The organism is Cupriavidus sp. 2SB (genome assembly GCF_005503625.1).
Classification (GTDB): Bacteria; Pseudomonadota; Gammaproteobacteria; order Burkholderiales; family Burkholderiaceae; genus Cupriavidus.
Genome location: NZ_SCMX01000008.1, coordinates 18322 through 30689 on the forward strand (window position 1 = coordinate 18322; position 12368 = coordinate 30689).

Consider the following 12368-nt stretch of genomic DNA (forward strand, 5'->3'; position numbering starts at 1 on the left):
CATTCGATGGCGATGTCGCCTGGGTAGGCTTTCGTGTTGTTGACATCAGCCATGCTCCCCTCCCTTCTGTGCCTGATCGGCCATGGCGGCGTCGATTGCTTCGCGAGCGTTGCCGAACCACGGACACTTCCAGCCCATGACCGGAACCAGGTCGCCTTCCTCGTCACGGTGGAACACACGACAAGATTCGCCGTCCTTGCTCCACGCAATCCACGCCTCATGAGAAGCCATGAAATCGAGTCGGCATGCATCGCCGCTCTTATCCCCCTCGCTCGCCGCGTCTGCCGGAGTGGCGAATTGCTGGTGGGCGGCGTGGATCGTCTCGATCAGTGCATAGGCTGGCGTATCTTTGAAGACCACCCATTGTTCGCCTTTAGGCGGGCGCACGAGCCAGGCACCCGGCTCGCGATTCGTGAATCGCCAGCCCTGCAACGCATCCGCCTGCGCAGTGGGTGCCGGCGCTGGTGCGGCCTCCAACGCTGAAAGGAGGCGCTCCATAAATTCTGCGTCGGAACCCACCACAGTCATCGGCTTGCCAGTGCGAACAGCATCCTTCAGTGAGGCGCGGAACAGCGCGAACTCTTGCATATCGCTTCGGCTGAGAGCCGGCGCTGGTGCGGCGGGCGCGGCGAGTAGTACGCGGAGTTGGTCGGCGATACCTGCGAGAACGCCTTCCGCAGACCTGTTCCAGCTATTCTTGTCCACGGGTGAAGTGGCGGATGCCTTGCAATACAGTGCGTCGCCATAGGCTTTGATGCGATCTACGATGTCTTGCAGCGCGCCCCCATTGCGGGCATCCGCAGAATGGGGGGCGAGGGCTGCGGCCTCGACTCGAGACATGGATTGATCGAACGCGCGCTTCGGATACTCCCGAAGTTCATGGACCAGATCCGGGGCAAGGTTCTGCACCACGCTCCACAGCGCTGACAGGTAGTCACTTGAATCAGCGAAGTAGATCGCAGCAACTGCGGAGTGAAGCGCCTCCGCTTGGCATGCGGTGGTGTTGGTGCTCATGCTTGCCCCTCAGTCTGCCGGCCAGCGGCATCGCGGCCTTTGGGCGCGTGCATCCACCACTTAGCGGGTTTGCCGCCTGATCCGTAGTCGAACGGCGTGAACACTTGGCCCATCTGCCCCTTGTCGCGCAGGAATCCCCAGACCTTGACGTCCTTGGCCGGCACGATGAAGAGCGACCAGACCTCCGGCGGCGTATGCACGTCGGGCAACGGACCAGGCGACAGAATCACGCGGTGGAACGAGTCTCCGGTCAGGAAGTTGAGCCAGCGGACTTTGCGCGTGCCCATACGCGTGGCTTCGTAGTACCAGCCGCGCAAGATGATGGACACGGCCCAGCGCCACGGGTGGTCGTGCAGGCCACGATCAGGGTCGGAGCCGACAAAGCGGTGCAGGTAGACGCGGATGCCGAAGAGCGCGCACACGAAGTAGCGCTCCAGATAGGGGCGGCCGGCCTCGCTGATGATCTTGCACGGGCGGGATGCCGAGTAGGCGAGCAGCAGGCGGCGAATCATGCGGCCTCCTTCGCCGGCAGCTTCGCAGCGTCATACTGGAGGATTGCCCACGCGATAGCGAAGCAGCACCAGGTGAAGTGGAAGGTGTAGTCGGTGAAGTCGTGCTCCCACAGGTCTTCGAATGCGAAGGTGCGGTGCCGACGATCGTATCCGTGTCGGTGGTGGCTTGTCGGATTGGCCGACCAGGAGAAGTCGTGAGCGTGCTGGTAGGCAGCATGCTCGCCGTCATCGAGGTAGCGCAGCACCTCGTCGTCGACCGCTTCCCATAACGCGCGGCGCTGCTCCTTGTCGAGCACGTCGCGGTGCTCACGAACCCAGCGCATCCGGTACTGGTTGATGATCTGCCGGAACTTCTCCTGATCGAACTCGGTGGCGCCCCCGCCGCGGCGATTGCCGTCCACCGCCTGCAACTTTTCGGACCAGTACCCGCGGTTGATATACAGCTTGCTTGGGTCTTTCCCGTGCAGGCGATCGGTGCGGAAGAACTCGAACATGTCCGTCAAGCGCGAGAACACGTAGCAACCCATATCGCCTGAATAGACCAGGTATCCCGGGTAAGTGACGAGGTCGAAGTGCATACTCGATGAATCGGGCCTGCGGAAGCGGACATGGCGGTACACGCCGTCCTCGTGCAGTACGGTCATCGCGTGTTGGGCAACGTCGCGCTCGAATGTGGCTTGAGTGCAGGTCATCGAAAGAGCCTCCCGTGGATCTCGTCCAGGCGCTCCACCTCATCGGCGGTGAGGTCGACGATGCGGGAGCGCTTCACCTTCTCTTTCAGCTGGTTGACGAAGCCGATCTCGTCGATGCGCAGTTTTCGCGTGTCGATGATTGCGACGAGGCGGTCGATCATCGTCGCGGTGCTGACGATTGCCATCGGTGGAGCTCCTTCTGCGGTCCGCTGCATCCAGCGGTGGTTTTTATAGGCGCCCACGCCGAGCGCAACGAAGGGCGCGATCAGGGCCGGGACGGTGGCGAGGGCGGTTGTGAGGGTCGGCATGGCGCGCGGTCAGGCAGCCTCGGCCAGCGGGAAGAGCGTCGGCACGTCGTCGTGCTCTTCCACCTGGTGGCCGTTGATGTCGGAGTGAACGATTACGCCATCGCAGCGCATCCAGCGAATCCGGGTTTCGCCGTTGGGGCCAGCACCACGGAAGAGGTGCGTGGGTTGAGCCATGATGCGGGACCGCTCGTCCGGGTCTTCGGGGCTCTCCACGCTCAGCGGCACAGCTTTCTTGATGTACTCGAGTTCGAGGCGGTCCATTTCTTGGACGTCGCCCTTGCGCGCCGCACGCGCGGCTTTGCGCTTGATTTCGTCGATGGTCATGATGAGGCTCCGGTTAGGTGCGAAGGGTGCTGAGCACGCCGCGCCAGCTACCGTCTTGCAGTAGGAAGACCGTGGGTGCTTTATCTTTTGGGGTGGCCCACGAGAGGGACACGTCGTCAGTCTTGACTTGGCCGAGCATGCGCATCAGCTGCGCGCCAACGAAGGTGGCCTCCAGATGCGATTCCTCACTGAACTGCGTCAGCTCAAGTTCGGCCTCCACGGCTTGGGAGCCATCGGCGATAGTGAGCGAGCAGTAGTTGCCGTCCTGCTCCAATCGAATTGCGCCGACGGTGTCGAAAATGCGATGCAACGGGCAGACCTTCGCCAGATCCTCGCGGCTGAAGGTCACAAACTGATCGGGGTTGGGAATGATTCGGCGCCACTGCCCATACTGTCCCGGCGTGCGGCTGCATACGATCTTCACGCCTCGCCGGCTGGCCAGGACGTGGCCCGGAAATACCTCGAAGTGATCGGCGCCAATGGTGCTAAGTAGATCCGCAGCAGCATCCGGAAGAGCGAACCCGAACGAGGGTATATCCCTGCCGAATTCACCTGAGGCTGCCGGTACCGCATTGACTGCCAGCATCAGGTTGTCCGATGCCACCAGGTGAATGGAAGTGCCGTCGCACTCCACCCAGAGGTTTCTGAGAATGGGCCTGTCGTGATACTTCGGCCCAGCCGCAGCGAATGAGACGCTTGGAATGAGATCAGTCAGCCCCGGAGCGTCGAACACCACCTCAGGCGAACCCTCAAGGTTCGGCAGCGCGAAGTCCTGCCCAGGGAGCGACAGCATGGTGAGGCGGCACTTACCCGCACGCGCCACAACCTTCGCTCCGTCGGCGGTGAAGGTCACGCGCTCCGCACCCATTCCACAGACGGCGTTCAGCTTGTCCGCAGGGAGGCAGACGTCGAGGTCGTCGACCAGCTCTGCCTCGGCGTTGACGGTGACCGTCACATGACCAGACGAACCAGTGAAGCTCAGCGATTCAGCATCGGCGCGGGCCATGACGCGGATGTGCGTGAAGGCCGGGAACGGTGACCGGGGAAGGACTGCCTGGCTGGCGATCTTGAACGCGTCGCTCAGCGCTTTTCCAGAGATGGAGAACATCGGTGTATCCGTGAGAGTGAATTTCAGTGGAGGCGGACGTATTCGAGGTCGCCATTCGGCAGCAGACGGCCGCTCAGCTTCCAGCCCTTGGCGCGCATCTCGCGTACGTGGTCGACCATGAAGGTGTCGTTGTTCATGCTTGCTGCCTCCAGATAGGGGTGGCGGTGGCCGCGTCCGTGTTGAGCGAGGCGTATAGGGCAGAGAGGGCGATCACGCCGATGGCGGTACCGAACCAGAAGGCGAGGGCGCGGAGGAACTTCATGCGGACGCTCCGAGTTTCTGTTGATGCAGCCAGAAGTCACGCTCGCCACGCAGCATCTGGCCGACCGGTGTGGAAGCGGCGAAGCCCTCGATCGTGGAGCGCAGGTTCGCAATGCGGTCGTCAATAGAGATGTCGGAAGTGCCGTGGTTGGCGAGGATCTCGCGGCCTTCTTTGATGCCCATCAGATACTCGGCGGTTACGGAGATCATGCGTAGGCCCTCCGCTCGGCTTGTTGATTCTCCTGGTGCTTCTTCAATGCGGCCTTGTAGCTGGCCTTGGCTTCCTTCTTGGTCTTGCACCACTCGCCCTCGATCTCGTGCCGGCCATAGGCGTCCGCGCGGTACATGCGATAGACGTAACCGCGCCAGTCCTTCAGGTCTGATCGCTGCTGGGCCAGGTACCAGCCGTAGCCGTAGTACCGGGCGCAATCGTGATACTCGAATTTCGGGAGCCGACCGCCGCACAGGAACTCGCCGAACGAATCGCCAGCGCAGCCGTCGGCGCGCAGATATTCCTCGTAGCGCGACGGCTTTTTCGGCTCAGGCAGGGACGTGAGCGCCAGATAGCGCCCCGCTTCTGTCGTGTAGAAGACGATCGAGTCGCCAGGCAGGAAACCCGGGCGATGGCCGCGAATCATCAGGCCAGCCGCTTCCAACTGTTCCAAGTCCGCCATGTCGTCGTGACCCGGGCCAGCGACAAAGTGGTTGCGATGTGGATCACGGTGACGCTCGCTGATGCCCAGCGTGTGCTGAAGCAGGCCGATCTGGTACTGGGTGGGCGCGTTCATGCTGCACCTCCGCAGGACTTGACCAGCAGCGTCCCGGCTAGCACGAGCGGCGGCAGGACGAAATAGAGCAGGGCGGCGACGAGGAAGGCGCGGGCGTTCATGCTGCGCTCCCTATCGCTGCGGCGAGGACCGCTGCGCCTACTTCCTTGTGCGCGGCGCTGAGGCGGGCGGCGGAGTTGGCGTTTCGCTCGCCCCATACCAGGCGCTGGCTGATGGTCATCAGCTGCGAGGCGTTCCCAATGATGATTTGAGCGATCTGCAGTTCACGCAGTAGCTTCTCGTGGTCGTTAACCACGGCGGCTTGGCGCTGGGCGGCTTGGTCGGGTGTCATGCTGCCTCCTTAGCGAGAGGCGCGGCGGCCGCGATCAGAGCGGTTTCAAACTCGCCCTCGGCGCGTGCCAGGTTCTCCTCGGACGTGAAGACCTGAATGCTCAGGCGGCCCTTCTTGAGCAGCACCGAACGCAGAAGGCCTTCGCCGCGCTCGACGATCGCGAACCCGACCGTGAGCAATGCCTTGGTAAGCGAGACCTCGGCGGACGTGAAGTGGGTGGTGATGCGCAGCGTTTGCCGCTTGCCATACACGGGGGCGATCGTGTCTGCGTAGAGCGTGTGACCGGCGGCCTTGATCGCTGCCTGCATGGCTTCCAATGCGGCGAGCGAGGCGGCCATGTCCTTCAGCTCTTGGATACGGGCCTTATGTCGGCGCTCTTCCATCGCCAGAGCCTGCTGGCAAAGCGGCAGAGCGAGGAGCTCGATGTTGGTGAGGGTCTTCGCCATGGCTCAGGCTCTCCCGCCAACCCAGAAAAGCTGCATGACGACCACCACCAGCAGCATCCAAGCCATGATTCCGATAGGTACGAGCAGGTCCATCCCATGTCTCCAGCAAAGTGATTGCATGGGTGGTAGTTAAGCATGCTTAAAACAAAAAAGCAAGAAAGCTTAATTGAGGGGCACGTCAATCCTCCAGAACACGGTCCAGGACCTTGGTCATCGCCTGGGCGGACAGCCGCCGGGATGTCGTGAAAATTCCGTTCAATGCGTAGGCGAGCTCTCCAGTCGGAAGCCTTTCGATGACGATCGTGTCGTGTGCTGCGTCACCCGTTCCACTGCTTTGTCGACCCTTCCTTTCCCTGAACGCAAGCAAATCCAGTACTTCACCCATTGGGCTGTATCTCCGCTGCCCGCCATGTACCCGGCGGTGATCAGATGAGCACAATGCTTTAACTCGTTTGGGATTGCGGCCACACCCCCGATTGGTCGGATGCAAGACCCTCTGTGGGGTGAGTGGCAGAGATATTTGTCGGACGGAGAAATGCAAAAGCCCGCCGAAGTGGCGGGCTATCTAGATGCGGGGAGAGAAAGTGGAACGGCGCTAACCGATGACAGCGAAAAGACGATTGGGGAAAGTCAACGGCATCTTGTGTGTTGGGTCGTCCCCGCGCTCGTCGAGGACATCGTTATACGCAACGGCGCGCAATGATTCAATCGCAGGGACCTCTTCATCAGCGGGAAGGGAATGGAACGCCGCAGACAATTCTAGATCGCTCAGGCCAGGGGCACGGCCGAGAAGATCGGTGAACCTTCGGCGCTGGGTGCCGGCCTTGGCAGCCTTTTCCGATGGCTGCAGGCCGTACTCGATCGCTTGGCAGAAGGCGAAAAACAACCCGAAAACCGTGGCCGTAGTGGTCCCTTCTTTCATCAAAAACGAAAGGGCCGCCATACCTGACAACAGCGAGCAAAGTCGAATCGTTCCATCGACTTTTTTCCAAAACCTACCTTGCCGCTCCATAAGGCGTGCGCTGTATCTGATGCCGAAAAGAAGGTCGTCTCGATTCATGACGCAAGTCTAAGCGTTATTTAGACGGCCGTGGTGGAGGTGGCTTGGGTGGTACGTACCCACGCTTCTCGATAAAAAGGTGAGCGGAGCCGCGAAGGCTGTCGCCAGAGGCGTCGATACTGTTTCTCATGTTCTCTGTGGGTGGATACCAGATTCGGCCTTAGCCATGCTTCTGTCGTTTGGTGGGGTTGGCAGTCGCGATGACGCCAACGGGTTTGGGCGCACCCCAATCGTCTCGATCCGCCAGGCTCGACTTGATGAACTCGGAAAGGATGACTTCGAGTGACTTCTTCTGGGCTTCGGTAAGTCGATCGTATTGCTTATAGCTTGCTCGAAATGGCCAACGGTCTTCTGGCATTCCCGCGCTCTCTGGACTACCTACGCCCGTGGCAAGCCAGAACGCGTCAACGCCGGTAAATCTGGCCGCACGGGCGGAATTTTCGGCGTTGAGCGCCTTTGTTTTGCCGCCAATGACCAATGAGATGGCCTGCACCGTGACGCCTATCGCATCGGCCAGGTGCTGCCTGTCTTTGCCGGACAGTCGAAGGGCTTCCTCGAGTCGCTCGCCGTAGGTTGTGGTCTTCATGACGAAAGCATACTTACAGGAATGAGGATCATGGTTGCATTTTGTATTTAAGAATGCTTAAATCCACTGCATGGAAAAGTCCAAAGCAACCGAGCTCTTAGGGGGCACGACGTCGGCGGCAGCGAATGCCATAGGCATTTCGCCTCAAGCCTATTCGCAGTGGCCGGATCAACTGCCCAAACGGCTGTCTGATCGGGTCGTCGCTGCGATCGCCCGGCGTCACCTGCCTCCCGATCTACTCGGCGCTGACCCCTCGCCAGCCGTAGCGGGCCACTAGTTCCCGCTCTGGCCGTCTTCCAGTGTTTGTGCGATGCGTTCCAGTCGCGCAAGGAGTTCGCGCGTCGCGCGGATGCAGTCCTGTAGTGCAGGGCGCTGGTCGGGAGGCTGTTTTCGGCCTCGGTTGGGTTTGCCCTTGCCAGTAGCGAGCCATTGGGCGGAAACGCCGAGGGTGCGCGCGATGGCTTCGGTGTGGCGGCTGCCGGTCGCGTTGCGATTCGGATCGGCCAGGTACTGGATGGATTGGTACTCGACGCCGACACGCTGAGCCAGAGCGCGCCGGGAGGTCGGCGGCTCGGTCTGCTGCATGGCCCATCGGAGGCGTTCGGCGTACGTGTACATGCGGTTGAGTGTGTCATTGCCTCTGTGCAGATGTGTCTGTGTTTTGCCGGTAGAAGCTTCTGCCGGGCTGGGCGGAGTGATCGCCTGGCAAAAAAATTTTCGGTCCCGCGCAACTGTGGATTCAACCGTGGAACCGATGAAATCTTTCTATAAGGACAAGAACGATGCGGACAGCGAACCAGCTTGAATGCGGCCCCAGTACTGGCTTGCAGCCAGTCAGCGAGCAGCATCCGGGTGCGCAAGGCCCGTTTCTCTCACCCCACGTGATCGCGGAGTGCCGGACCTTCCGCGACGCCTGCGCGCTCGCCTGGGAACACCGGGCGAATCAGGGGCTGACGAAGCAGATCCTTGCGGCCATGGCTGACCTGTACCCGTCGCACTCGAGCGACTACTTCCACCGGGAAAAGAACAACGCGAACGGAAAGCCGCGTCGCGACCTGCCGGCGGAAAAGATCGCGGATGTGGAACGCGTCCTTGGCAACCGGGCAATCAGCCAGTACCTGGCACGCCGAGCGATGCTGACCCTGATGGAAGAAGTCATCGCAGCGAGGGCTCATGGATGAAGGGGTAGCGCTGCGGATCGCCAGAAACGCGGTCCGGCAGGCGATGAAGCAAAACGGAGACGACAAGCAACGCGCGATCCGAGAGCTGCAGGAGATGGCCAAGAAGGATCCGCAATTGAACGAGGCATTCACCAAGGCTGGGTATCTGGACCTCGAGTCCGAGCAGTCGGTGAAGCACTAGGGGGGGCAGGGGATGTACGAAATCATGAGCCGCACCGCGGTGAGAGATCAGGGCGCGGAAGCGTTCAAGCGGGGCGGCAAGGTGGAGCACAACCCCTATCTACCCGGTACCGACGCCCACCTGGAGTGGAACGCCGGTTTCAAGAATGAGCAGTACAAGCCGACCAAGCCGCAGGCGTAGGGGAGAGGGCATGCACACGCAAGTCGCGCACACCAGTATCCGGACCTACCGGGACATCAAGAAGGACGGCACGGTCTCCAGCAGACAGCGCCAGATCATGGCGGTCATCGAGCCGTACCCGGCGGACTATTCGCTGCAGGAGCTTTGCGAACTGACGGGCCTGCCGGTCAACATCGTCAGTGGCCGTGTCAATGAGCTGCTCGAGAAGCTGGGCGAGCTGCAGCACGGTCCGTCGCGCACGTGCCGCATCACCGGCCGCACGATTCGCCCGGTACGCCGGCCGCATCCGCAGATGGGGCTGTTCTGATGTCCACTATTATCCGACCCGCGCTCCGCTACCACGGAGCGAAGTTTCGGCTCGCCGCGTGGGTGATGGGCTTCTTTCCTGCCCATACCTGCTATGTCGAGCCGTTTGGCGGCGCTGCAGGCGTTCTGCTGCAAAAGGATCGCGCGTATGCCGAGGTCTACAACGACCTCGACGGCGAGATGGTCAATTTCTTCCAAGTACTCCGAGACCCCGTCACCCGAGGCCAACTGATTGAGGCATGCGTCTTCACGCCGTACTCCCGAGAGGACTTTGAACTTGCCTGGGAACCGGCATCGGAGCCGGTTGAAAGGGCCAGGCGCATTGCGGTCAGGGCACAGATGGGATTTGGCTCTGCCGGCGCCACGAAGGGAGTCACCGGCTTCCGTATCGATACCAAACGCGACTACGGAACCGCCCAGCAGATATGGGCCTTGTATCCGGCAGCCATCTCCGCAGCTGGCGAGCGTATGCAATCGGTTCTGATCGAGAACCGACCGGCCATCGACGTGATGCGCCAGCACGACGGCCCTGCCACGCTGCACTTCGTGGATCCGCCGTACCTACACTCAACCCGCGTGATGAACCGGGGCGAGCGCTATTACCAGCATGAAATGACGGAAGACCAACACGTCGAGCTGCTGTCGGCGTTACTCGATCTGGAGGGCATGGTTGTCCTCTGTGGCTATCCATCAGATCTCTATGACACGGCATTGCCTGGATGGGCTCGCCATGAGAAGGCTGCCCGCATCAGTGCTGGTCGTGGTACCGCGCTGCGAACGGAGGTCGTCTGGCTGAACCCGGCATGTGACGCCGCCTTGGTTGAGCAAGAGGGCTTGCTTCTGCAGGGCGGACTGTTCGAGGTGGCAGCATGAGCCAGGTGATCATCATTGCGAATGGCAAGGCCATCCGCGTCAATCCGCTGCTGCACCCGGACCTCCTGTGTCACGGCCAGCAGTGCTATCTCCGCTTCCCCGGCATCTGCCGGAACAATCCCGACACCGTGGTGCCCGCCCATTCCAACCAGCTGAAGCACGGCAAGGGGAAGGGGCTGAAGGCGAACGACCTCATGACGGTGCCGGCTTGTTTCCAGTGTCACTACGAGCTCGACCAGGGCAACCGCTTCACCAAGGAGCAGAAGACCGCTCGGTGGGACCTCGGCTATGACCGCTGGGGGCCGTACCGCCTGCATCACTATGGCGTGCCAGCGGCGCGTGTGGAGGCCGCATGAGCGTTGAAGCGATTACCTGGGCGCTGAAGCAGAAGGTTGGCCGCTCGTCGACCAAGCATGTCCTCATGCTGCTGGCCAACTGCACCACGGCACCCCTGAACCGCATCTACACCTCGATCGCATATCTGGCCGAGTCCACTGAAATGGACCGTAAGACCATCATCGCGGCGATCGAGAAGCTTCAAGGATTGGGATTCATTTCCGATACCGGAGACCGCATCGGCAAGACGGGGCAGATTCCGGTCTATCAGCTGAACATGATTGATGCCCTTGAGGATGACGGCGAGGAAAAACGGAACCATTCCGAAAACGGAACTGTTCCGAAAACGGATTCTAACGGTACCAAAAACGGCGGCAAACAGTCCCAAAAACGGTCGGAAACGGTCCCGAAAACGGTACACGGAACAAAAGGAACTAAAGGAACTAAGGGAACGCAAACGCGCGGCAAGCGCGCGAGTGTGTGTGTCCAACTACCCGATTGGCTTCCTCAAGGCTCATGGGATGACTGGCTGGCGCATCGGAAAGCCATGAAGGCGCCGTTCACCCAGCGTGCTGCCGAGTTGTCGATCAGCGTACTGGACCGCCTGCGCGGCGAAGGTCATGACCCGGTGGCCGTGATCAACGAGAGCGTCCTGCGCGGCTGGACGGGTTTGTTCCCTCTGCGCCAAGCGACCACGGGTGGTGCCCCTGCCCAGAGCGGCACGGCCCCCTCGGGCACATGGTGGGAAACCTCCGAGGGTGTCCGGCAGATGGGTGCAGCGCTGGGTTTGACGTACGACGGTCAGGAGAACGCCCGCCGGTACATGTTCCGTGTCTTCAAAGCAGCGGGCCCAGGTGCTTGGGTGGAGCGAGAACTGACCGCAGCGTCCCGGATGAACGAATTCGAGTACGAGCGCGTATTCGCCTACTTCATGGGCGAGAAGCCCGTGTCGCAGCAGCAGCTGGCCCAGCGCGCGGCGGAGCAGGGAGGCGAGGCATGACGAGCTTGTGGGGGCGGTGGGGCAATGCGAACGGACGAGGCTTGGCGGCACGAGTGCGAGGTGCGGTGGCTGGCGGCAAAGCCCGGGCAGCGGATAGCCGAGTACCTGAAGGTGGTGGAGAAACAGCGAGGGCGACCAGCGGCGGAAAAGCTGCTGGAGGACGTCAGGGAGCTACGGTCAAAGGTTACCAGCCGGAAGGCGGGTTGATGCCACCGCCGCCGCCGCCTCGCAAGTACGGCAACGAGCGGGTGACGGTGGGCGAGGAAACGTTCGACAGCCGACGGGAGATGGAGCGGTATTACCACCTCCTGATTCTCCAGCGGGCTGGCCACATCCAGCAGTTGGAGCGCCAGGTGGTTTTCATCCTTGCGCCGTCCGTGGTGATCGGCGGCCGGAAGCGCCCCCCGTTGAAGTACGTGGCGGACTTTACCTACGTGGAGCGCGGCGCCACGCAGAAGACGGTGGAGGACGTGAAGGGCGTCATCACCAAGGAATACCGGATCAAGCGCCACCTGATGGCAGTCATGGGGTTTGAGATCAAGGAGACGAAATGAGCGAGATCAAGGTGCACGAGTCCTCGGTGGACGAAAAGCGGTACCGCGCGGTGTTGGATGAAGAGCAGATTCTCAGTGTCCTCGCTGCGGTGGTGGCCGCCCAGGCCGGGGTGGATCTCGAAGCAAAGAATGTTTCTCTGCGCACGGTGCACATCAGCTCTCGCGTTGGCAGCCTGAGCACTACCAACAAGTACGAGGCCGTTGTTGAGATTGTGATTGACCAGCGGCAGCAACCCCAGGGCGCTGCAACATGAGCGCCGCTGACATCTGCGACGCGTTCGCCGCGCTGGTGATGACTGGCGTGGTCCTGTCGATTCTGTGGGGAGC

Annotated in this window: 25 protein-coding genes; 10 read left to right on the forward strand and 15 right to left on the reverse strand. The window is 61.4% G+C overall.

The window, feature by feature from the left end; all coding sequences use genetic code 11:
- Positions 1–45: 45 nt before the first annotated feature.
- From FFS21_RS05535 to FFS21_RS05605, 15 genes are all read right to left on the reverse strand, one after another.
- Complete coding sequence (locus FFS21_RS05535; protein ID WP_137923910.1) at positions 46–1014, reverse strand: hypothetical protein; 969 nt, start codon at positions 1012–1014, stop codon at positions 46–48.
- On the reverse strand, positions 1011–1526 hold the full coding sequence (locus FFS21_RS05540) for a hypothetical protein (RefSeq protein ID WP_137923911.1): 516 nt from the start codon (positions 1524–1526) through the stop codon (positions 1011–1013). Before FFS21_RS05540 ends, FFS21_RS05535 begins: the two co-directional genes overlap by 4 nt.
- The gene (locus FFS21_RS05545; RefSeq protein ID WP_137923912.1) at positions 1523–2218 is read right to left on the reverse strand and encodes a hypothetical protein; all 696 of its coding nucleotides are present in this window, start codon (positions 2216–2218) and stop codon (positions 1523–1525) included. Before FFS21_RS05545 ends, FFS21_RS05540 begins: the two co-directional genes overlap by 4 nt.
- Positions 2215–2526, reverse strand: coding sequence for a hypothetical protein (locus FFS21_RS05550; RefSeq protein ID WP_137923913.1), 312 nt, complete (start codon positions 2524–2526; stop codon positions 2215–2217). Before FFS21_RS05550 ends, FFS21_RS05545 begins: the two co-directional genes overlap by 4 nt.
- A gap of 9 nt (positions 2527–2535) precedes the next feature.
- On the reverse strand, positions 2536–2850 hold the full coding sequence (locus FFS21_RS05555; protein ID WP_137923914.1) for a hypothetical protein: 315 nt from the start codon (positions 2848–2850) through the stop codon (positions 2536–2538).
- Positions 2851–2863: 13 nt separating this feature from the next.
- Complete coding sequence (locus FFS21_RS05560; protein WP_137923915.1) at positions 2864–3958, reverse strand: beta clamp domain-containing protein; 1095 nt, start codon at positions 3956–3958, stop codon at positions 2864–2866.
- A gap of 133 nt (positions 3959–4091) precedes the next feature.
- The gene (locus FFS21_RS32670; RefSeq protein ID WP_283205136.1) at positions 4092–4220 is read right to left on the reverse strand and encodes a hypothetical protein; all 129 of its coding nucleotides are present in this window, start codon (positions 4218–4220) and stop codon (positions 4092–4094) included.
- Positions 4217–4429, reverse strand: a complete 213-nt coding sequence (locus tag FFS21_RS05565; protein ID WP_137923916.1) for a hypothetical protein — start codon at positions 4427–4429, stop codon at positions 4217–4219. Before FFS21_RS05565 ends, FFS21_RS32670 begins: the two co-directional genes overlap by 4 nt.
- Positions 4426–5007, reverse strand: coding sequence for a hypothetical protein (locus FFS21_RS05570; RefSeq protein WP_137923917.1), 582 nt, complete (start codon positions 5005–5007; stop codon positions 4426–4428). The genes FFS21_RS05565 and FFS21_RS05570 overlap by 4 nt, the downstream gene beginning before the upstream one ends.
- 97 nt (positions 5008–5104) lie before the next feature.
- Positions 5105–5338, reverse strand: a complete 234-nt coding sequence (locus FFS21_RS05575; protein WP_137923918.1) for a hypothetical protein — start codon at positions 5336–5338, stop codon at positions 5105–5107.
- Positions 5335–5784 (reverse strand): hypothetical protein, encoded by a 450-nt coding sequence (locus FFS21_RS05580; protein WP_137923919.1) that lies wholly within the window; start codon positions 5782–5784, stop codon positions 5335–5337. The genes FFS21_RS05575 and FFS21_RS05580 overlap by 4 nt, the downstream gene beginning before the upstream one ends.
- A gap of 178 nt (positions 5785–5962) precedes the next feature.
- Positions 5963–6169, reverse strand: coding sequence for a hypothetical protein (locus tag FFS21_RS05585; protein ID WP_137923920.1), 207 nt, complete (start codon positions 6167–6169; stop codon positions 5963–5965).
- Positions 6170–6379: 210 nt separating this feature from the next.
- A complete protein-coding gene (locus FFS21_RS05590; protein WP_137923921.1) occupies positions 6380–6844 on the reverse strand; it encodes a hypothetical protein in 465 nt (154 codons plus the stop codon).
- Positions 6845–7004: 160 nt separating this feature from the next.
- On the reverse strand, positions 7005–7430 hold the full coding sequence (locus tag FFS21_RS05595) for a helix-turn-helix domain-containing protein (protein ID WP_137923922.1): 426 nt from the start codon (positions 7428–7430) through the stop codon (positions 7005–7007).
- 273 nt (positions 7431–7703) lie between these two features.
- Positions 7704–8015 carry a helix-turn-helix domain-containing protein gene (locus FFS21_RS05605; RefSeq protein ID WP_137923924.1) on the reverse strand — a complete coding sequence of 104 codons (312 nt, stop codon included), beginning with the start codon at positions 8013–8015 and terminating at the stop codon, positions 7704–7706.
- 197 nt (positions 8016–8212) lie between these two features.
- Between FFS21_RS05605 and FFS21_RS05610 the strand changes: the two genes are divergently transcribed.
- The 10 genes from FFS21_RS05610 to FFS21_RS05645 are packed head-to-tail and all read left to right on the forward strand — an operon-like array spanning position 8213 to position 12295.
- Positions 8213–8611 carry an XRE family transcriptional regulator gene (locus FFS21_RS05610; RefSeq protein WP_249359172.1) on the forward strand — a complete coding sequence of 133 codons (399 nt, stop codon included), beginning with the start codon at positions 8213–8215 and terminating at the stop codon, positions 8609–8611.
- Positions 8604–8792: a hypothetical protein gene (locus tag FFS21_RS05615; protein WP_137923925.1), complete on the forward strand. Its 189-nt coding sequence runs from the start codon at positions 8604–8606 to the stop codon at positions 8790–8792. The genes FFS21_RS05610 and FFS21_RS05615 overlap by 8 nt, the downstream gene beginning before the upstream one ends.
- 12 nt (positions 8793–8804) lie before the next feature.
- Entirely contained in the window at positions 8805–8972 is a 168-nt protein-coding gene (locus FFS21_RS31940; RefSeq protein WP_171020327.1) for a hypothetical protein, read from the forward strand.
- A 10-nt stretch (positions 8973–8982) separates the two neighbouring features.
- Positions 8983–9279, forward strand: coding sequence for a hypothetical protein (locus FFS21_RS05620; RefSeq protein ID WP_137923926.1), 297 nt, complete (start codon positions 8983–8985; stop codon positions 9277–9279).
- Positions 9279–10151, forward strand: coding sequence for a DNA adenine methylase (locus FFS21_RS05625; protein ID WP_137923927.1), 873 nt, complete (start codon positions 9279–9281; stop codon positions 10149–10151). The genes FFS21_RS05620 and FFS21_RS05625 overlap by 1 nt, the downstream gene beginning before the upstream one ends.
- Positions 10148–10507, forward strand: a complete 360-nt coding sequence (locus tag FFS21_RS05630; protein ID WP_137923928.1) for a nuclease domain-containing protein — start codon at positions 10148–10150, stop codon at positions 10505–10507. The genes FFS21_RS05625 and FFS21_RS05630 overlap by 4 nt, the downstream gene beginning before the upstream one ends.
- Positions 10504–11487 (forward strand): phage replication initiator YdaU family protein, encoded by a 984-nt coding sequence (locus tag FFS21_RS05635; protein ID WP_137923929.1) that lies wholly within the window; start codon positions 10504–10506, stop codon positions 11485–11487. The genes FFS21_RS05630 and FFS21_RS05635 overlap by 4 nt, the downstream gene beginning before the upstream one ends.
- 24 nt (positions 11488–11511) lie before the next feature.
- The gene (locus FFS21_RS32835) at positions 11512–11694 is read left to right on the forward strand and encodes a DUF7696 family protein (RefSeq protein WP_502705153.1); all 183 of its coding nucleotides are present in this window, start codon (positions 11512–11514) and stop codon (positions 11692–11694) included.
- Positions 11694–12041, forward strand: coding sequence for a DUF1064 domain-containing protein (locus FFS21_RS05640; RefSeq protein WP_137923930.1), 348 nt, complete (start codon positions 11694–11696; stop codon positions 12039–12041). Before FFS21_RS32835 ends, FFS21_RS05640 begins: the two co-directional genes overlap by 1 nt.
- The gene (locus tag FFS21_RS05645) at positions 12038–12295 is read left to right on the forward strand and encodes a hypothetical protein (protein WP_137923931.1); all 258 of its coding nucleotides are present in this window, start codon (positions 12038–12040) and stop codon (positions 12293–12295) included. Before FFS21_RS05640 ends, FFS21_RS05645 begins: the two co-directional genes overlap by 4 nt.
- Positions 12296–12368: the final 73 nt, after the last annotated feature.